The sequence below is a fragment of the Sphingomonas sp. DC1600-2 genome (assembly GCF_049897605.1).
In the GTDB taxonomy this organism is placed as follows: Bacteria; Pseudomonadota; Alphaproteobacteria; order Sphingomonadales; family Sphingomonadaceae; genus Sphingomonas.
Window position 1 is genome coordinate 561,246 of the sequence record NZ_JAFCWO010000003.1, and the last position, 17,515, is coordinate 578,760.

Below are 17,515 nucleotides of genomic sequence, written 5' to 3' on the forward strand. Positions count from 1 at the left end.
CCGCCCGCATCTGCGGGATGGCGTAATGGGAGGATTTCCGATGCTGTGGACCATCGTCGTCGTTTTGCTGGTGCTGTGGGCGCTGGGTTTTGCCGTTCATATTGGCGGCGGGTTGATCCATTTGTTGTTGGTGATCGCCTTGATCGTGGTGGTCGTCCGCCTGCTGCAGGGCCGCAGCGCGCTCTAACGGATCCGCGCGGCGCGGGGCGGCTCAGGCCGCCGCGCGCCGCCGTTCCGCCATTTCCACATTCAGCATTTCCGCAAGCAGGAAAGCGAGCTCGATCGACTGCCCCGCATTGAGCCGCGGATCGCAATGCGTGTGATAGCGATCGGCGAGCGATTGCTCGGTCACATCGACCGCGCCGCCGGTGCATTCGGTGACATTCTGCCCGGTCATCTCGGCATGAATACCGCCCGCGATTGAGCCTTCCGCGCGGTGAACCGCAAAGAAGCCGCGCACTTCGGCCAGGATGCGGTCGAACGGGCGCGTCTTATAGCCCGTCGCTGCCTTCACCGTATTGCCGTGCATCGGATCACAGCTCCACACCACCGGATGCCCTTCGCGCAGCACCGCGCGCACCAATTTGGGCAAGCCCGCCTCGATCTTGTCATGGCCATAGCGCGTGATCAGAGTCATGCGGCCGGGCACACGGTTGGGGTTGAGCGTGTCGAGCAAGCGCAGCAGCGCGTCGGGCTCCAGGCTCGGGCCGCACTTCATGCCGATCGGATTGCCGATGCCGCGCAGATATTCGACATGCGCGCTGCCTTCGAAGCGCGTGCGATCGCCGATCCACAGGAAATGCGCGCTAGTGTCATACCAGTCGCCCGTCAGCGAATCCTGCCGCGTCAGCGCCTGTTCGTAGCGCAGCAGCAGCGCCTCATGGCTGGTGTAGAAGCGCGTTTGCGCCAGTTGCGGCACCGTCTCCGGGCTGATGCCGCACGCCGCCATGAAGTCGAGCGCTTCGCCGATGCGATCGGCGGTCTCGGCATATTTCTTGGCCCAGGGGCTGCGGCCCATATAATCGAGCGTCCAGCGATGCACTTGCGCGAGATTGGCATAGCCGCCACCAGCAAAGGCGCGCAGCAGATTGAGCGTCGCCGCCGACTGGCTATAGGCGCGGACCATGCGTTGCGGGTCGGGCAGGCGGCCTTCTGGCGTGAAGTCGATATCGTTGACGATGTCGCCACGATAAGCGGGCAATTCCACGCCATTCTGCACTTCGACATCGGACGAGCGCGGCTTGGCGAATTGCCCGGCCATGCGGCCGAGCTTCACCGTCGGCAGCTTGGACGCGAAGGTCAGCACCACCGCCATTTGCAGGATGACGCGGAAGGTGTCGCGGATGGTGTTGGCGCTGTGTTCGGCAAAGCTCTCGGCGCAATCGCCGCCTTGCAGCAGGAACGCCTTGCCCTCGGCGACGCGCGCGAGATCGGCGGTGAGGTTGCGCGCTTCGCCCGCGAACACCAAGGGCGGGAAGCTGGCGAGCGTGTCGGTTGCCGCATCGAGCGCCGCCGCATCGGGATAGGTGGGCATCTGGCGCGCGTCGGCGCGCGTCCAGCTATCGGGGGCCCAACTGCTCATGTCATTCTCCGTGCGAATCGAAATGTACCAATCGGCATGGGTGGCGATGCCATTGGCCGCGATCTGATTGACGACCGGGCCGCTGGCGCGCTTGCCATCTTCTTCCCAGCCCTGGACGGTGGAGCCGGGCGCGCCATACCAAGCGCCGAACGCCGCCCGGCTGAGCGCGCGCTCCTCGCGGAATTGCTTGATCTTGAGGCCGGCCATCGTCGTCATGGGCGGCGCATTACCCAATTGGGGTAAGTGCAGCAAGTGGGAATTTTCCCCGATGGGGTAAACTGGGTTTTGAGGTGAAGTGGGACGATTGGGGCTGGTGGTTAGCTGCCGTTACGGATGCATGGCAGAGCCGATAGCGCCCCATAAACAAAGGCCGACCAAAGCAAGGTTCCAAATAGCTGCGGACCAAAACCCAATTGGCTGCGTCTGTCGCTCAGCGCTGAGCGACAGACCTTTGGAGATTGCCTCCATCGTGCCGGTGCGAAACCCTTGGACCGTGATCCAAGCGACATAACCGAGCATTGCCAGAAAGATCAGCGGGAGCAGCACGTCGGCATCATAGCGGGGTCATCGGACGTCGGCTATTGGGCGGCAACGGGCAGGCCGCTTTGTCAGGACATAGCAGGTCGCGAACGTTTAGCCTGGAAGTTTCCAACGCATTGAGCTCTTCCATTCGCCGACAACCTTTGTCCCTGTATCATCGATAGCAGGATTAAACCGACCTTTCCTGAACAAGTTACAGGTCGCCTTATCGAGGTCGGCGTTTCCGCTTGATTCAGCTATTTTGCAATCCGAAGGTCGGCCGTTTGGCTGCACAGTTAGGACGATAGCTGTCCGCCCCTCGGCGCGCGCAACAAAAGCGGCCGTCGGATAATGGTCTCCTTTGATCCACGAGCCCATATCGCGCGGCGTAGGAGGATGGGCTGTGCTTTGACACATCGCTGGTGATGCACATGTGAAGCCCGCCACAATCGCAGAAACTGTCAACCTCAACACCTAACTCCTCCGGCCGCAAGTCCGATAGGCAGGCTGTCGCTTCGTTCCACACAGGTCAATCAATGTTTACTTGTGGGCGATTTCTGCCTGCCGCGAAGGATAGCCCTCGCCCTAATACCCCGCCCCCAAATCCACCACATTCTCCATCGGCTTGCCCGCCAGAAATGCATCGAGGTTGCGCAGGAACAAGGCGGCGGCGCGCTGGAACATTTTGGTCTGGCTGCGGCCCGACAGGTGCATGCTGTGGAGCGTGTTGGGCGCGGACCATAAGGGATGGTCGGCGGGCAGCGGCTCGGGCGTGACGGTATCGAGGAAGGCCCCGGCGATCGTCTTTTTGGTAAGCGCTTCGAGCAATGCGTCCTGATCGACCATGTCGCCGCGCGCCATGTTGATGAGCCAGGCGTCGGGCTTCATCGCGGCGAGCTCGTCCGCGCCGATCAGCGTCTTGGTCGCGTCGGTCGAGGGGGCGGCGAGCACCACCCAGTCGAAATCGCCGAGCCGCGCTTTCCACGCATCGGGCGTCAGCGTGTCGCCCTGGCCCGAGCGGGTTACCCCCGTCACCGCGACCCCGAAGGCGGCCAGCCGTTCGCCGATCAAGCGCCCGATCGCGCCATAGCCGACGATCAGCGCGGCTGTGTCGAACAGTTCGAGGCGGCCCGGCGCATAATCGGGCCATTCGTGGCGGTCGGCGCTGCGCACTACCCTGTCGAAGCGCTTGGCGGCGGCAAGGATGCCGAGCACGGCATATTCGGCAACCGCGATGGCATTGATGCCCGCGCCATTGGTCACCACCGTCCCGCGCGCGGCGAGTGTCGGCAAATCGAGCGACTCGACCCCGGCGATCGCGGTGAACAGCCATTTGAGTGATGTCCCCGCCGCCACCGCTTCCGGGGTCAGCCCGTGCGGATAGAGGTCGACCCAGCCGATATCGGCGTCGGCCATCGCGCTCGTCGCTTCCTCGCGCGTCGTCACCCAGGTAACGTCCAGCCCCGCTGGTAGACGCGGCTCCAGCAACGCGCGCGCTAGGGCGGGGAGAACGGCCTTCATGAAATTTTCCTCTCAGGTGCACTCAGAACCAGGATGCGTCGCCCTCGACATATTTGTGCTGGAACGCTTCATCCGGGGTGATGAGGTAAATGATGAATTCGACAAAGGCGACCAGCGCGTTAATGACGCCGGGCAAAATCAGGAACCAGCCGATCGTGCCGCACAGCAGCATGATGACGCCCGCGGTGGTCTTGCCCAGATAGAATTTGTGAATGCCGAGGCTGCCAAGGAAAAAGGCGAGCAGCGCGGCGACGATGCGGTTCTTGTCGGCCACCATCGTGCTGCCGCCGCCGATGACGTAGATGGCCTTGGCATGATCCTGCGCCGCTTCGAAATCGACGCGTTGCCCGGGGTGCGGCGGTACGCGTTGACGCCACTCCTCGGCCCGGAAGGGATAGCGCTGGCCATCCTCCGACGAAATCATCCCCTCGCCCAAATGGGTGTCGAAACCCAATACGCGCCCCTGCATGATCTATCCCCCCCGGTTGATGCAGGGGAAAGTTTAACGCGGGCTGGACGGAAGAAAAGGGGGGGTGTTCAGAGCGCCAATTTCCAGTCCCACGCGAGCGCATCACCATCCATCACCTCGACACCGACCGCCGCCAGTGTATCGCGAATCTCATCTGATCGGGCGAAGTTCTTTGCCGCACGCGCTTCTTTTCGAGCGGCGAGTTGGGCATCGATGTCCGCCTCGGTCACGATCGCGGTCATCGGGCGCACGCGCAATTCGGTGCGGGTCAGCGTGGCGAGGTTAAGGCCGAGCACCGCGTCGAAATCGTCGAGCGCCTGCAACCGTGTCGCGGGCGACAGGCGCTTGTCCGCCAGCAACTCGTCCAGCACCGGCAGCGCGCGCGGGGTACCCAGATCATCGCCGACCGCTTCCTCCAGCCGCGCCAGATAGGGTTCGGAATCGCCCTTCAGCGTGCCGTCATCGCGCGCGCGCAAGGCATCGCGTGCGATCACCAGTCGCTTCAGCCGCGTGAAGGCGGCGGCAAGGTTCTCCCACGTAAATTCCAACTCGCTGCGATAGTGCGCCTGCAGGCACATCATGCGGTAGGCGAGCGGATGGAAGCCCGCATCGACCAGCGTCTGCAAGCGCAGGAACTGACCCGTAGACTTGGACATCTTGCCGCCGCGGTCCACCAGGAAGTTGTTGTGCATCCACACTCGCGCGCCGGTGTCGTCGCACGCGCAGAACGCCTGGTTCTGCGCGATCTCATTGGGATGATGGATCTCGCGGTGGTCGATCCCGCCGGTGTGGATGTCGAACGGGTGGCCAAGATGCTGCAGGCTCATCACCGAGCATTCCAGATGCCAGCCGGGCGCGCCCTTGCCCCACGGCGAATCCCATTCCATCTGGCGCTGCTCGCCGGGGGGCGACCGCCGCCAGATCGCAAAATCCTGCGGATGGCGCTTGCCCGAGACCGGATCGATCCGGCTTTCCCCCGCATCGGACACCGCGCGCGCCAGGCTGCCATAATCGGGCACGCGCGTGGTGTCGAAATAGAGCCCGCCGTCGATGAGATAGCAGTCCTGCTCGATTCGCCTGGCGAACTCGATCATTTGCGGGATGTGGTCGGTGGCGACGGTCCATTCGGCGGGCGGATCGATATTGAGCCGCGCGACATCTTCCTTGAACGCCGCAGTATAATGCGCGGCGATTTCCCAGATCGACTTGGCCTGCGCGGCGGCGGCCTTTTCCATCTTGTCGTCACCGGCATCGGCGTCGGAGGTCAAATGCCCGACATCGGTGATGTTGATGACATGCTTGGTCTGGAAACCCTTCCAGCGCAGCACGCGCCCCAGCGTATCGGCAAACAGGAAGGCGCGCATGTTGCCGATATGCTGATAGTTATACACCGTCGGCCCGCAGGTGTAGATTCGCACCAGGCGCGGATCGATCGGGACGAACGGCTCCAGCGAGCGCGTGAGGCTGTTGTAGAAGGTGAGGGGCGTGCTGCTCATTGCGCCCGCTTACAGACCGCTCCGGCCCAAAGTCACGTAAAAGGTGCGGTATGCCTTGAAACTTCGGGCATCGCCGTGTAGGGCGCACGCCTTGCGACGCGGACCTCATGTTCGCGGCGGCGCTTTTCTATCGATTCGGAGCTGTTCGGGTTTATGCAAATCATCGTACGCGACAACAATGTCGACCAGGCGCTGCGCGCGCTCAAGAAGAAGCTGCAGCGTGAGGGCGTCTATCGCGAGATGAAGCTGCGCCGTCACTACGAGAAGCCGAGCGAGAAGCGCGCCCGTGAGCGCGCCGCTGCCGTACGCCGCGCGCGCAAGCTCGAGCGCAAGCGTATGGAACGCGACGGCGCACGGTAAGATCGTGATCGGGCGGGCGCTGATGCCCGCCACGACCTGATTTCGCCTGCCTATCTTTCTCGACCCCCTGCCCGGGAGCCACCATGTCGATCACCGCTGTCCCGCTAAAGCCCGTGAAGCGGAGCATTTTGGTGTATCTGTGGCTTGGCATCGCCGTCGCGCTGGTCGCGGCGGTTGCACTGGCGTTCCAGACTCAGGTCAATCCCGCTACGGCCTTCCTCGCGCACAACGCGCGGACGAAGGGCGTGGTGACGACACCGTCGGGCCTGCAATATCAGGTGCTGACGCCGGGCACCGGGCCAAACCCGACCGACGCGGACGAAGTCCTCATCACCTATGAGGGACGCCTGCTGGATGGCACCGTCTTCGACAAGTCGCAGCAGCCGACCCCGCTCGAGGTTGGTGGGGTCGTGCCCGGGTTCAGCGAAGCGCTGAAGCTGATGAACAAGGGCGGCAAATATCGCCTGTGGCTCAAGCCGAGCCTTGGCTATGGCGAGCATGTGCCGCCGGGCGGCCCGATCCCGCCCAACGCTGCGCTGGTGTTCGATGTCGAGTTGCTCGATTCGATGCCGATCCTGAAGTACAAGCAAATGCAGCAGCAGATGATGCAGCAGCAGCAGGGCATGATGCCCCCGGGTGCCGGTGGACCGCCGACGGGCCGCTGATATGCGCGCGATCGCATTTGCCGCCGGGCTGGCGGCGCTGCTCCTGACCAGTGGGATTGCGCAAGCGCGGGTCAAAAAGCCGCTCCCGCGTCGCGCCCAGCCAGTCGCCGCAGTCCCGGTTACGGCCGATGCTTTCCTCGCTGCGAACGCGCGCGTGCGCGGGGTCATCCAGACTCCGTCAGGCTTGCAATATCGGGTGGTGAAACCCGGAACCGGGACGGAAAAGCCGGGCGACGGAGACGTCGCGCTGGTCAACTATGTCGGCAAATTGACGAATGGCACGACCTTCGACAAAAGCGCCCAACCCACGCCCTTGCCCGTCGCGGGGCTCGTGCCGGGTTTCGCCGAAGCGTTGAAGGCGATGCCGCGCGGCGCGCAGTATCGGGTGTGGATCAAGCCAAGTCTGGGCTATGGCGAGGCCGGTTCCGGGCCGATCCCGCCAAAGTCGGTGCTGGTGTTCGACATCGATTTGATCGATTTTATTTCGCAGGCCGCTTTTGACCAGTTGCGCCAGCAACAGCCTGCCGATCCTAAGGCCGCTCCGTCGGGCCAGTGAGATTGGTTGGCAGTCCGTCGCATTCGACGGATGGACTGATCGACCCGCTCGCTATTTAAGCGTAACGAACTCATGTTTCGCTAACATGTTTCCTCTCGGAGAAAAAATGACCGTTCGCCTGTTGCGCAAAGCCGTTTTTCCTGTCGGCGGCCTTGGTACTCGCTTCTTGCCTGCGACGAAGGCGATGCCCAAGGAGATGCTGCCGGTCGTCGATCGCCCGTTGATCCAATATGCGGTCGACGAGGCTCTGGAAGCCGGTATCGAGCAGATGATCTTCGTCACCGGGCGCGGAAAATCGGCGATCGAGGACCATTTCGACATCGCCTATGAGCTCGAAGCGACCATGGCGGCGCGGGGTAAATCCATGGAACTGCTGTCGCAGACGCGGTTGACGCCGGGCGCGGTCGCCTATGTTCGCCAGCAGGAACCAATGGGTCTCGGCCACGCGGTCTGGTGCGCGCGCGATATCGTGGGGGATGAACCCTTTGCGGTTTTGCTCGCCGACGATTTCATGGTGGGCAAGCCCGGTTGCCTGAAGCAAATGGTCGACGCCTATATGCAGGTCGGCGGCAACATTATCTGCGCGCAGGAAGTGCCGGAGGATCAGACGCATATGTATGGCGTGATCACGCCAGGCGTGCGCGACGGTGCCCTGACCGAAGTCAAAGGGCTGGTCGAAAAGCCCGCCAAGGGCACCGCACCCTCCAACCTGTCGGTGATCGGCCGCTACATCCTCCAGCCCGAGGTGATGCGGGTGCTCGAAACCCAGGGCAAGGGCGCGGGTGGCGAAATCCAGCTGACCGATGCAATGGCGCGGATGATTGGCAATCAACCCTTCCATGGGCTCACCTTCGACGGCAAACGCTATGATTGCGGCGATAAGGCTGGGTACGTAACCGCCAATCTGGCGGTGGCCGTCGGGCGCGCGGATATTGGCGAAGCCGTCCGTGCTTTTGCGGTCGACCTGCTGAAATAAGGCTCGAGCGGTCGGGGCTGATCGGGCGCTCAGCAGCGCTCGATATAGCCGCGATACCAATCCACGAAACGGGGCACGCCGACATCGATCGAGGTGGTCGGTGCGAAGCCGAGGTCGTGCTGGATCGCGCTGATGTCGGCGAAGGTATCGGGCATGTCGCCCGGCTGCATCGGCGCGTTGATGCGGATGGCGGGCTTGCCGCACGCCGCCTCGATCAGGTCGATCAGCCGGTCGAGCCGTTCCGAGCGGTGGTTGCCGATATTGTAGAGCCGGTGCGGGGCCGGGCTGCCGCCGGCCTTGATGCTGCCGTCATCGGCAGGCGGATGGTCGAGGCAGGCGACGATCCCGGCAACGATATCGTCGATATAGGTGAAATCGCGCCGCATATCGCCGTGATTGAACACCTGGATCGGGCGACCTTCGAGGATCGCGCTGGTGAACAGCCACATCGCCATGTCGGGCCGCCCCCACGGCCCATAGACGGTGAAGAAGCGTAACCCCGTTTGCGGCAGGCGATAGAGATGCGCGTAGGTTTCGCTCATCAACTCGTCGGCGCGCTTGGTCGCGGCGTAGAGCGACAAGGGGCGGTCGGCGCGGTCGTCGACCTTGAAGGGTACGCTCGCATCGCCGCCATAGATGGACGAGGACGACGCATAAACGAGATGCGCCACGCCGCGCTGCCGCCCGAGTTCGAGCAGGTTGAGGTGCCCGGCGATGTTCGAATGGATATAGACGCGCGGATTGTCGATCGAATAGCGCACCCCGGCCTGCGCGCCGAGATGGACAATGCGGGTGAATCGTGCGGACCCGAGCGCTGCATCGAGCGCGGCATGATCGGCGAAATCGACGCGGTGTAGCGTGAAGCGCCCCTCGGCCTCCGCCGCGATCGCCGCGACGCGCGCTTCCTTCAGGCTGACGGGATAATAATCGTTGAAATTATCGATGCCGATGACGTGCTCGCCGCGCGCCAGCAGCGCGCGCGCGACGTGCATGCCAATGAACCCGGCGACACCGGTGACGAGGATGGGGTCGGTCGACATGGCGTTCCCTATCAGGCCTTAGCTGGCGAGGCGCAACGCTTCCGTGCGGACGGGCGCGCGGGGCTGATCGGGCCAGATACCGCGCGTGTCATAGACGATCTTGTCGGCGCGTTCATCGACCGGCACCGATTTGAACACGTCATGGTCGACCAGCACGATCATGATGCCGCACGTCTCGATCGCGGTGTCGATGTCGGTCAGCGTCGCGCCAGTGCCGTCGAAAGCAGCGGGCAGGGCGCGGGTATAAGGTTCGACCACATCGAGCCGATCGCCGAAGCGCTGCGCGAGTGCCGTCGCGACTTTCAGCGCGGGGCTTTCGCGGAAATCGTCGATATTGGCCTTGAAGGCGAGGCCCAGGCAGGCGACCCGCACGCCGGGATGCGCCGCCACCATCGCCTCGGCGCGTTCCACGACATAGTCGATCTTGGCGTCGTTTACTTCGCGCGCGGTGCGGATCAGCGGGGTGTTGTCGCGATCGGCATGGACCAGGAACCACGGGTCGACCGCGATGCAATGCCCGCCGACGCCGGGGCCGGGCGACAGGATGTTGACGCGCGGATGGCGGTTGGCGAGGCGAATCACCTCCCACACATCGACTTCCATCGTATCGGCGACGCGGCTCAGTTCGTTGGCGAAGGCGATGTTGACGTCGCGGAACGCGTTTTCGGTCAGCTTGGTCATCTCCGCCGCGCGCGCGGTGGTGGTGACGCACGCGCCGCGCACGAAGCGGCGATAGAATTGCAGCGCTTTGCGCGCACATCGCGGCGTGATGCCGCCAATCACGCGGTCATTGTCGATCAGCTCGACGAGGATGCGCCCAGGGAGAACGCGCTCGGGGCAATAGGCGATGGCGATGTCGGCGCTCTCGCCGGTCTTGCCGGGCACCTTCAGGTCGGGGCGCAACTGCGCGAGCAGGTCGCGCACCTTCTCGGTCGTGCCCACGGGCGAGGTCGATTCGAGGATGATGACATCGCCCGCCTTCAACACCGCAGCAATGGTGGTGGCGGCGCGCAGGACATAGCCGATATTGGGCGCGTGATCGTCGGCAAAGGGCGTCGGCACCGCGATAACGAACACGTCGGCGGGTTCGATCTGCGTCGCCGCGCGCAAGGTGCCGCGCGCGACCACGCCCGAGACGAGGCCGTCGAGATCGACTTCCTCGATATGGATCTTGCCCGAATTGACCGTCTCGACGACATGTTCGGACACGTCGATACCCAGCACCTTGGCACCCGTGCGCGCGATTACGGCGGCGGTTGGCAGGCCGATATAACCCAGCCCGACGACGACAACCTTCAGTTCAGCATCCGAAACCATCGGCGATTACCTTTGCGATCCTGCCGGACGCATGGCCGTCGCCGAACGGATTGTGGGCGCGTGCCATGGACTGGTACGCGCCCTTGTCGTCGAGGAGGGTTGATATTTCGGAAACGATCCGTTCGGGATCGGTCCCAATCAGCTTGGCCGTGCCCGCCGCCACGCCTTCGGGGCGTTCGGTCGTCTCGCGCATCACCAGCACGGGCTTCGCGAGTGCGGGCGCTTCTTCCTGCACGCCGCCCGAATCGGTCAGCGCGATGTCGCACAGCTCCAGCGCGCGGATGAAATGCGGGTAATCGAGCGGATCGATCCGCGCGATGTTGGGCCGGTCGCCGAGCACGCGGTTCATCGCCTCCACCACATTGGGGTTGGGGTGCATCGGAAACAGGATTGCCACGTCATCGCGCGCGGCGATGCGGGCGAGCGCGTGCGCGATATTGTCCATGCCCCCGCCGAAATTCTCGCGCCGGTGCGTGGTGACCAGGATGATGCGCTTGCCCGCGAAACGCTCGGCAATCGCGTCGAGCCCGCTCGCGAGCGTCGGGTCCGCGACCAGCTTGGCGCGCGTCGCATACAGCGCGTCGATCACGGTGTTGCCGGTAACGTGGATCGTCGCGGGGGCGATATTTTCGCGGCGCAGCGCGTCGGCGGCGGTCTCGGTCGGCGCGAAATGCTGATCGGCGATCGGCGCGACGATGCGGCGGTTCACTTCCTCCGGCCAAGGCTGGTAGATGTCGCCCGAGCGCAAGCCCGCCTCGACATGGCTGACCGGCACCTTGCGATAATAGGCCGCTAGCGCGCCGACCATCGCGGTGGCGGTGTCGCCTTGTACGATCACCCGGTCGGGCTTTTCGGCATCCATCACGTCGCCAAGCCCGGTCAGCAGCCGCGCGGTCAGGCGGTCGAGCGTCTGGCCCGGTTCCATCAGGTCGAGATCGATATCGGGGCGCAGACCGGCGATGCTGAGCACCTGGTCGAGCAGCCCGCGATGTTGTGCGGTCACGCAGGTGCGCACGTCGAGGCCGCCCTGCGTCTTGAGCGCAGCAACCACGGGAAAGAGTTTGATCGCTTCGGGCCGGGTGCCGAAGATGACGAGGATGCGCGGAGAGGTCATGGCAGGCGCATAGCGTGCGCTCCCTTAAAACCCCGCTAACTGCATCCCCCGCATCCGGGATCCTTGGGCAGCACGATCGTGCGGAAGCGGAAGGCGAGCGCGTCGATCAGCAGCAGCTTGCCCGCGCTATCCTCGCCGAAGCCGACCACGCTGCGCATCGCCTCCAGCGCGGCGAGGCTGCCCATCACCCCGGTCATCGCGCCGAGCACGCCCTGTTCGGCGCAACTGTCGCCCGCCTGATCGGCCACATTGCCGACGAAGCAGCGATAGCACGGCTTGTCCGCCTCCCAGCCGCGAAAAACGCCGAGCTGGCCTTCGAACTGCCCGACCGCCGAGGAGACGAGCGGGATCCGCAGCGCGTGCGCGGCGTCGGCAACGGCGAGACGCGTCGTGAAACTGTCGGTACCGTCGATCACCACGTCCGCTCCGCCCAGCAGGCGGGCGGCATTGTCGGGGGTCAGCCGCTCGGGGCGCTGGTCGATGACGACATGCGGGTTGATTCGGTGAGCCGCGAGCGCCGCCGCCGCGACCTTGCCCGCGCCGACATCGGCATCGCCGAACAGGGTTTGGCGTTGGAGGTTGGAAAGATCGACGGTGTCGTCATCGATGACGATCAGCCGCCCGACCCCGGCTGCTGCCAGATATTGAATGGCCGGGCTGCCAATACCGCCTGCGCCGACAATCGCGACCGGCGCGGCCTTCAGCCGCATTTGCCCTGAGCCACCAACCTCGCGCAGCACGATATGGCGGGCATAGCGATTCAGTTCTTCGTCGGACAGCGTCACAGGCAGCCTGCCAGAGGCACAGTTTTGGTGTTTCGCTCCGTTTTCCGTTCGCCCTGAGCCTGTCGAAGGGCCTTGCTCAGCACGGGATACCTCCGGGGCGGAACCGGGCTTCGACAGGCTCAGCCCGAACGGGATGGGGATGATCCGGCCTCTCCGAGGACGGCACTAGGCGTTCCACTCGAACACGATCGTCGCGCGATACCAGGCGTCGGTCGCGCCCGGCCGCATCGGCAGATTGCCCCGCGCAAAACCGGTGACGAGGCCCGCCGCATATTGCTCGACCGTCGGGCAGGCGATGGCGTGCGGCACCGCGCGGCGCACGGTTCCATCCGGGCCGATCAGGGTCGCGACGTCGACACGCACGACATAATGGCCATCGGCCGGCTTGGGCACGGCGCAGCGCCCGGCGGTGATTTCGGTCGCCACGAACCCGGACAGCTCGGGCGTCACCTTGGGCGGCGCGAGATAGGGGATCGGTGCCAACGCCGACCAGTCGGTCGGCATGGCGGGCAGCTCCGCCGCCTGGAGCAGAAGCAGCAGGGCGATCATCGCCCGGTCGACCCGAAGCCGCCGACGCCGCGCGCGGTATCGTCAAGCGCGTCCACCACATTCAGCACCGCGCGCTGCACGGGGGCGGGGACAAGCTGCGCGATCCGGTCGCCACGCGCGATTGCGAACGGCTCCTGCCCGAGATTGGCGAGAATGACTTTCACTTCGCCGCGATAGTCGCTGTCGATCGTACCCGGCGTGTTGAGGCAAGTGATGCCGTGCTTCAGCGCCAGGCCCGAGCGCGGGCGAACCTGCACCTCATATCCCGGCGGAATCGCGATGGCGAAGCCGGTTGCAATCGCCGCGCGCGCGCCGGGCACGAGCACGGTTTCCTCGGCGGCGACGACGTCCATGCCCGCCGCACCCTCGGTTGCATAAACGGGCAGTGGTAGGCCTTCGCCATGGGGGAGGCGTTTCAGCGCAATGGTAATGGAGCCACTCATCGCCGGATCATAGCAGTGCGTATCGGGCGTGTCGAAGGTCGCCGAGCCGTTCGGCGCAAGCGTTGCCAAAATGCGATCGGCCAGCCGCGCCGCGACCTCGTCCTTCGGCAGCCGCTCCCAGCTTTCGATCCCGCCTGCAGTAACGATGTGGACGGTATTGGCGGCACCCCCCATCACGTCGCCCGACACGTCGTTGGCGACGATCCAGTCGGCGCGTTTGCGCGTCAGCTTGGCGGTGGCGTGCTCGGTCACCCGCTCGGTCTCGGCCGCAAAGCCGATCAGCAGGCGCGGGCGCAGCGGGCTGGCGGCGAGCGTGGCAAGGATGTCGGGATTCTCGACCAGGCGCAGCGTCGGCGGCCCGTCCGGGCCTTTCTTGATCTTCTGCGCGGTGCGGTCGACGCGCCAGTCGGCGACGGCGGCCACCATCACGGCCGCATCGACCGGCAGCGCCGCTTCGGCCGCCGCTGCCATCTCCAGCGCGGTCTCGACATCGATGCGCGTCACCCCCGGCGGCGTGGGAAGCGTAACCGGCCCGGCGACCAGCGTCACCCGCGCGCCGCGCGCAGCCAGCGCTGCGGCGATCGCAAAGCCCTGCTTGCCCGACGAGCGATTCGCCAGATAGCGCACCGGGTCGATCGGCTCATGCGTGGGGCCGGCCGTGACGAGGATGTGGGGAAGGGTTACCGACATCGGCATTGGGTGTGACCCTCACCCTTCCCACCGCCTGCAGCGGCGGGCCCCTTCCCTCTCCCGGTGGGAGAGGGAAGGAGGAGCGAAGCGACGGAAGGGTGAGGGTGATGAACGGTCACGCAGCCAAAGCCGCCCGAATCGCCGCGAAAATCGCGGAGGGCTCGGGCAGGCGACCGGGGCCATATTCGCCGCACGCCATCGCGCCTTCGTCGGGCTCCAGCACGGTCACGCCATCGCCGCGCAGCGTGGCGACGTTGCGACGTGTCGCCGGGTGCTGCCACATCCGCACGTTCATTGCGGGTGCTGCAAGCACAGGCTTGTCGGTCGCGAGCAGCAATGTGGTGGCCAGGTCGTCGGCGATGCCCGCCGCCATTTTCGCCATCAGATCGGCGGTGGCGGGCGCGATCACGACCAAATCGGCCTCGCGGCTGAGCTGGATATGGCCCATCTCGACTTCGTCCTTCAGGTCCCACAGGCTGGTATGGACCTGGTTTTCGGACAAAGCGGCGAGCGTCATCGGGGTCACGAAATGCGCGCCGCCATCGGTCAGCACGCACTTCACCGCGATGCCGCTTTTGCGGCACAGCCGGATCAGCTCGCATGCCTTATAGGCGGCAATGCCACCGCCGACGATCAGCAGAATCTTCATCGCACCACCCGCGTCACGGTAATCTTGCGGCGCGGATCCTGCGCGCGGGCGATCAGGTCGCGCACGCCATCGGGCGCAAAGGCAAGGCCGATCAGGAGCGTGGGCGCGACCATCAGCCCCCAATAGAAGGTGTCGGCGCGCCCGAACAGAGCCAGCAGCGCGGCATAACCGGCGAACACGGCCAGCGCGCGCAACGCCAGTTCGCTCTTCCACGCAGCCCAGCCGAACAGTGCCAGCCCGACGACCGGCGCGGCGAACCACAAGGGAGCCAAGCTCAACACCGTCCAAAGCCGCATCGTCGTGATGAAGAAGCCGAAACCCAGCGGGCCGGGCCAGCCCGACAGAGCCGGATCGGTCTCCCGTACCACCAGCGACACGGCGTGAGCGTGGAGCGCGAGTACGATCGCCAGCACCCCCAGCGTCGATGTCCAGCCGATCGCTTCCTTGCGGTGGCCCTCGGCAAAGGCGAACACTGCCATGATACCGACGTAGAGCGCAGCGCTTTCCCGGATCAGCATTGCGATCAGCCCGATCGCGACCGCCTCGATCCACTTGCTCTCGCGCCGCACGGCGAGCGACAGTGCGATCAGCAATCCCGCCCAAATCTCGTGAAAACAGGCGAGGTCGGCTTGCACGAAGGCGATCAGCCCCCCCGCCAGCAACGCCATCGCGACCCACACCGCTGCCGGACGGGCAAAAGCCGACCGCAATTGTCGATACCAGGCGAACACCACTCCCGCGACCAGCGCATAGAGCAGCAGCATGGTGACGGGGGGCGGCAGCGCGGCCTGTACCACCGCGAGCGTCGGCAGGCGGAAGGCGAGGAAGGGGCGCATCGGATCATCGCCCGCGCGGAGCGCTTGCGCAGTCACCGGATAATAACCGCCACCGCCGCGCATCCCTTGGACAATCGTCTCATAGCGCACGACATCGGCTTGATCTTCGCCGCGATTGGCCGGGTCATGGTCGATCGACGGTGCCCCGGGGCTCGCCAAAGCCAGCAAGGTCGCGAGTAACAGCAGCGCGAGCAGCGCCAGGCCGATACGGGCCCTCTGGAGCGATACCCCGGCAAATCTGGAAGGCTTGGCGAGCCACAGGGGCGTGGCGTCCTTCACCCCCAGAGCACCCACCCAAGGCCCAGGCTTGCCCCCGCGCTCACCAGCGCAACGAGCGCATACCGCCAGCCGCCGCCGACGCGCAGCACTTCGATGTGTTTGAGCGGCGGCTCGGGCGGGGCTCCGGGCGGATTGGGGAAACGCCGTTCGATGTTGCGCACCAGATCGGGCAAGCGCGACAGGGTCCGGAAGCCCTCGACCAGTCGGTCGGCGACCGCCGCTTCGGGGCCGAGTTCTGTGCGGATCCATTCGCGCACGAACGGGGCGGCGGCGTCCCACAAATTGATGTCGGGGTCGAGGCTGGTCGCGACGCCCTCGACCATCACCATCGTCTTTTGCAGCAGCAACAAATGCGGCTGCGTCTGCATGTCGAAATCGCGAGTGATATTGAACAGGCCGTCGAGCATCATGCCGATCGACATGTCCTTCACCGCCATGCCGCGCATCGGCTCGCCCACCGCGCGCAGCGCCGTCGCGAACTCGGCGACATTGTGGTGCGGCGGCACATAGCCCGCCTCGAAATGGATTTCGGCCACGCGCTTATAGTTGCCGGTGATCAGCCCGTAGAGGATCTCGGCCAGCCACACGCGCGCGCGCCGGTCGATCCGCCCCATGATGCCAAAGTCGATCGCGGCGATCTTGCCGCCCGGCAGCGCGAACAGATTGCCCTGGTGCATGTCGGCATGGAAGAAGCCTTCGGCGATCGCCTGGCGCAGGAAAGCGTGGACGAGGGTGTTGGCCAGCGCCTGCATGTCATAGCCCGCTTCGACCAGCGCCGCGCGGTTGGACAGCTTGATCCCGTCGATCCATTCGAGCGTCAGCACACGGCCGGTGGTGCGCTGCCAATCGATCTTGGGCACCAGGAAATCGGGCTCGGCGGTCATCGCATCGGCGAGTTCGGAGGCGGAGGCGGCTTCGCGCCGCAAATCGAGCTCGCGCGCGGTCCAGCGCTTGAACGTCTCGATCACCAGCCGTGGGCGCAGCCGTGACAGTTCGCCGCCCATCGCCTCGACTTGCGCCGCCGCCCATTCATAGGTGTCGATCGCGCGGGTGAAATCTTCCTCGACGCCGGGGCGTAGCACCTTGATCGCGACGGTGCGGCCGTCGGTGGTGACCCCGCGATGGACTTGCGCGATCGAGGCTGCACCGACCGGGACGGGATCGATCGAGGCGAACAATTCCGCCGGATCGCGCTGGAACGCGCGCGTCATCGCGGCGTGGATCGTGTCATAGGGCACGGGCGGCAGCGCGTCCTGCAGCCGCATCAGATCGTTCGACGCCGCCTCGCCGACAATGTCGGGCCGCGTCGCCAGCGTCTGGCCGAGCTTGATCGCAGCGGGGCCGATCGCCTGAAACGCATCGGCATAGCGCGGCACGGCGGGCACGCGCGCACCGATCCGTGCGATCCGCGCGAGGCGACGCACCGGCGTCGGCGTATTGGGGTCGCGCTCGATGCCCGAGAGCGCGCCGTGGCGCGCGAGGATGCGGCCCCATTTGAGCAGGCGCCACAGGTGGATAGCGGGGGCGGTCATATTGTTCCCTCTCCCCACGGGAGAGGGAGGGAGGAGCGAAGCGACGGAAGGGTGAGGGTGATTGGGCAGGCGTTGGTCGCCCTCACCCTCCCACTCGACTGCGTCGAGCGGGCCCCTCCCTCTCCCGTTGGGAGAGG

18 protein-coding genes and 1 pseudogene are annotated in these 17,515 nt (G+C 65.3%); 5 read left to right on the forward strand and 14 right to left on the reverse strand.

The genetic code is table 11. The features are described 5' to 3' along the window. Positions 1 to 40 precede the first annotated feature (40 nt). Positions 41 to 187: a lmo0937 family membrane protein gene (locus tag ACP7BL_RS09420; RefSeq protein ID WP_010407531.1), complete on the forward strand. Its 147-nt coding sequence runs from the start codon at positions 41 to 43 to the stop codon at positions 185 to 187. A gap of 24 nt (positions 188 to 211) precedes the next feature. Here the strand turns inward: ACP7BL_RS09420 and ACP7BL_RS09425 are convergent, their stop codons facing one another. The 5 genes from ACP7BL_RS09425 to cysS form a co-directional block, all read right to left on the reverse strand. Then, positions 212 to 1,798 carry a class II 3-deoxy-7-phosphoheptulonate synthase gene (locus tag ACP7BL_RS09425; protein WP_426258182.1) on the reverse strand — a complete coding sequence of 529 codons (1,587 nt, stop codon included), beginning with the start codon at positions 1,796 to 1,798 and terminating at the stop codon, positions 212 to 214. Positions 1,799 to 2,215: 417 nt separating this feature from the next. Continuing rightward, entirely contained in the window at positions 2,216 to 2,518 is a 303-nt protein-coding gene (locus tag ACP7BL_RS09430; RefSeq protein ID WP_426258244.1) for an energy transducer TonB, read from the reverse strand. 168 nt (positions 2,519 to 2,686) lie between these two features. Next, the gene (locus tag ACP7BL_RS09435; RefSeq protein WP_426258183.1) at positions 2,687 to 3,622 is read right to left on the reverse strand and encodes a D-2-hydroxyacid dehydrogenase; all 936 of its coding nucleotides are present in this window, start codon (positions 3,620 to 3,622) and stop codon (positions 2,687 to 2,689) included. Between the two features lie 22 nt (positions 3,623 to 3,644). Continuing rightward, entirely contained in the window at positions 3,645 to 4,091 is a 447-nt protein-coding gene (locus tag ACP7BL_RS09440; protein ID WP_426258184.1) for a TM2 domain-containing protein, read from the reverse strand. A gap of 68 nt (positions 4,092 to 4,159) precedes the next feature. Then, positions 4,160 to 5,587 (reverse strand): cysteine--tRNA ligase, encoded by a 1,428-nt coding sequence (gene cysS, locus ACP7BL_RS09445; RefSeq protein WP_426258185.1) that lies wholly within the window; start codon positions 5,585 to 5,587, stop codon positions 4,160 to 4,162. Positions 5,588 to 5,740: 153 nt separating this feature from the next. Between cysS and rpsU the strand changes: the two genes are divergently transcribed. From rpsU to galU, 4 genes are all read left to right on the forward strand, one after another. Further along, complete coding sequence (rpsU, locus tag ACP7BL_RS09450; RefSeq protein ID WP_010162663.1) at positions 5,741 to 5,947, forward strand: 30S ribosomal protein S21; 207 nt, start codon at positions 5,741 to 5,743, stop codon at positions 5,945 to 5,947. A gap of 83 nt (positions 5,948 to 6,030) precedes the next feature. Beyond that, positions 6,031 to 6,612, forward strand: a complete 582-nt coding sequence (locus ACP7BL_RS09455) for an FKBP-type peptidyl-prolyl cis-trans isomerase (protein ID WP_033964151.1) — start codon at positions 6,031 to 6,033, stop codon at positions 6,610 to 6,612. 1 nt (position 6,613) lies between these two features. Continuing rightward, complete coding sequence (locus ACP7BL_RS09460) at positions 6,614 to 7,168, forward strand: FKBP-type peptidyl-prolyl cis-trans isomerase (protein ID WP_126847575.1); 555 nt, start codon at positions 6,614 to 6,616, stop codon at positions 7,166 to 7,168. A gap of 106 nt (positions 7,169 to 7,274) precedes the next feature. After that, complete coding sequence (gene galU, locus ACP7BL_RS09465) at positions 7,275 to 8,144, forward strand: UTP--glucose-1-phosphate uridylyltransferase GalU (protein ID WP_126847574.1); 870 nt, start codon at positions 7,275 to 7,277, stop codon at positions 8,142 to 8,144. Between the two features lie 29 nt (positions 8,145 to 8,173). Here the strand turns inward: galU and ACP7BL_RS09470 are convergent, their stop codons facing one another. The 9 genes and pseudogenes from ACP7BL_RS09470 to ubiB all read right to left on the reverse strand — a co-directional run bounded on the left by ACP7BL_RS09470 (position 8,174) and on the right by ubiB (position 17,378). Continuing rightward, positions 8,174 to 9,184, reverse strand: coding sequence for an NAD-dependent epimerase/dehydratase family protein (locus ACP7BL_RS09470; protein ID WP_137902507.1), 1,011 nt, complete (start codon positions 9,182 to 9,184; stop codon positions 8,174 to 8,176). An 18-nt stretch (positions 9,185 to 9,202) separates the two neighbouring features. Beyond that, complete coding sequence (wecC, locus tag ACP7BL_RS09475) at positions 9,203 to 10,501, reverse strand: UDP-N-acetyl-D-mannosamine dehydrogenase (protein ID WP_426258186.1); 1,299 nt, start codon at positions 10,499 to 10,501, stop codon at positions 9,203 to 9,205. Then, on the reverse strand, positions 10,485 to 11,615 hold the full coding sequence (wecB, locus tag ACP7BL_RS09480; RefSeq protein WP_426258187.1) for a non-hydrolyzing UDP-N-acetylglucosamine 2-epimerase: 1,131 nt from the start codon (positions 11,613 to 11,615) through the stop codon (positions 10,485 to 10,487). The genes wecC and wecB overlap by 17 nt, the downstream gene beginning before the upstream one ends. A 35-nt stretch (positions 11,616 to 11,650) precedes the next feature. Beyond that, on the reverse strand, positions 11,651 to 12,400 hold the full coding sequence (locus ACP7BL_RS09485) for a HesA/MoeB/ThiF family protein (protein WP_426258188.1): 750 nt from the start codon (positions 12,398 to 12,400) through the stop codon (positions 11,651 to 11,653). Between the two features lie 165 nt (positions 12,401 to 12,565). Next, positions 12,566 to 12,949 (reverse strand): hypothetical protein, encoded by a 384-nt coding sequence (locus tag ACP7BL_RS09490; protein ID WP_426258189.1) that lies wholly within the window; start codon positions 12,947 to 12,949, stop codon positions 12,566 to 12,568. Then, positions 12,946 to 13,392: a dUTP diphosphatase gene (gene dut / locus ACP7BL_RS09495; protein ID WP_426258245.1), complete on the reverse strand. Its 447-nt coding sequence runs from the start codon at positions 13,390 to 13,392 to the stop codon at positions 12,946 to 12,948. Before dut ends, ACP7BL_RS09490 begins: the two co-directional genes overlap by 4 nt. Positions 13,393 to 13,449: 57 nt before the next feature. Then, positions 13,450 to 14,731 (reverse strand): annotated as a pseudogene (locus ACP7BL_RS09500) (bifunctional phosphopantothenoylcysteine decarboxylase/phosphopantothenate synthase); the annotation flags it as partial. Continuing rightward, the gene (locus ACP7BL_RS09505; RefSeq protein ID WP_426258190.1) at positions 14,728 to 15,846 is read right to left on the reverse strand and encodes a hypothetical protein; all 1,119 of its coding nucleotides are present in this window, start codon (positions 15,844 to 15,846) and stop codon (positions 14,728 to 14,730) included. The pseudogene ACP7BL_RS09500 and the gene ACP7BL_RS09505, both read right to left, overlap by 4 nt. Then, on the reverse strand, positions 15,843 to 17,378 hold the full coding sequence (gene ubiB / locus ACP7BL_RS09510) for a 2-polyprenylphenol 6-hydroxylase (protein WP_033966856.1): 1,536 nt from the start codon (positions 17,376 to 17,378) through the stop codon (positions 15,843 to 15,845). Before ubiB ends, ACP7BL_RS09505 begins: the two co-directional genes overlap by 4 nt. Between the last annotated feature and the right edge of the window lie 137 nt (positions 17,379 to 17,515).

What these genes read in the sequence shown, in the direction of transcription:
- ACP7BL_RS09420 (WP_010407531.1), top strand. Translation starts at nt 41, where the DNA reads ATGCTGTGGACCATCGTCGTCGTTTTGCTGGTGCTGTGGGCGCTGGGT.
- ACP7BL_RS09425 (WP_426258182.1), bottom strand. Translation starts at nt 1,798, where the DNA reads ATGACGACGATGGCCGGCCTCAAGATCAAGCAATTCCGCGAGGAGCGC.
- ACP7BL_RS09430 (WP_426258244.1), bottom strand. Translation starts at nt 2,518, where the DNA reads ATGTGTCAAAGCACAGCCCATCCTCCTACGCCGCGCGATATGGGCTCG.
- ACP7BL_RS09435 (WP_426258183.1), bottom strand. Translation starts at nt 3,622, where the DNA reads ATGAAGGCCGTTCTCCCCGCCCTAGCGCGCGCGTTGCTGGAGCCGCGT.
- ACP7BL_RS09440 (WP_426258184.1), bottom strand. Translation starts at nt 4,091, where the DNA reads ATGCAGGGGCGCGTATTGGGTTTCGACACCCATTTGGGCGAGGGGATG.
- cysS (WP_426258185.1), bottom strand. Translation starts at nt 5,587, where the DNA reads ATGAGCAGCACGCCCCTCACCTTCTACAACAGCCTCACGCGCTCGCTG.
- rpsU (WP_010162663.1), top strand. Translation starts at nt 5,741, where the DNA reads ATGCAAATCATCGTACGCGACAACAATGTCGACCAGGCGCTGCGCGCG.
- ACP7BL_RS09455 (WP_033964151.1), top strand. Translation starts at nt 6,031, where the DNA reads ATGTCGATCACCGCTGTCCCGCTAAAGCCCGTGAAGCGGAGCATTTTG.
- ACP7BL_RS09460 (WP_126847575.1), top strand. Translation starts at nt 6,614, where the DNA reads ATGCGCGCGATCGCATTTGCCGCCGGGCTGGCGGCGCTGCTCCTGACC.
- galU (WP_126847574.1), top strand. Translation starts at nt 7,275, where the DNA reads ATGACCGTTCGCCTGTTGCGCAAAGCCGTTTTTCCTGTCGGCGGCCTT.
- ACP7BL_RS09470 (WP_137902507.1), bottom strand. Translation starts at nt 9,184, where the DNA reads ATGTCGACCGACCCCATCCTCGTCACCGGTGTCGCCGGGTTCATTGGC.
- wecC (WP_426258186.1), bottom strand. Translation starts at nt 10,501, where the DNA reads ATGGTTTCGGATGCTGAACTGAAGGTTGTCGTCGTCGGGCTGGGTTAT.
- wecB (WP_426258187.1), bottom strand. Translation starts at nt 11,615, where the DNA reads ATGACCTCTCCGCGCATCCTCGTCATCTTCGGCACCCGGCCCGAAGCG.
- ACP7BL_RS09490 (WP_426258189.1), bottom strand. Translation starts at nt 12,949, where the DNA reads ATGATCGCCCTGCTGCTTCTGCTCCAGGCGGCGGAGCTGCCCGCCATG.
- dut (WP_426258245.1), bottom strand. Translation starts at nt 13,392, where the DNA reads ATGAGTGGCTCCATTACCATTGCGCTGAAACGCCTCCCCCATGGCGAA.
- ubiB (WP_033966856.1), bottom strand. Translation starts at nt 17,378, where the DNA reads ATGACCGCCCCCGCTATCCACCTGTGGCGCCTGCTCAAATGGGGCCGC.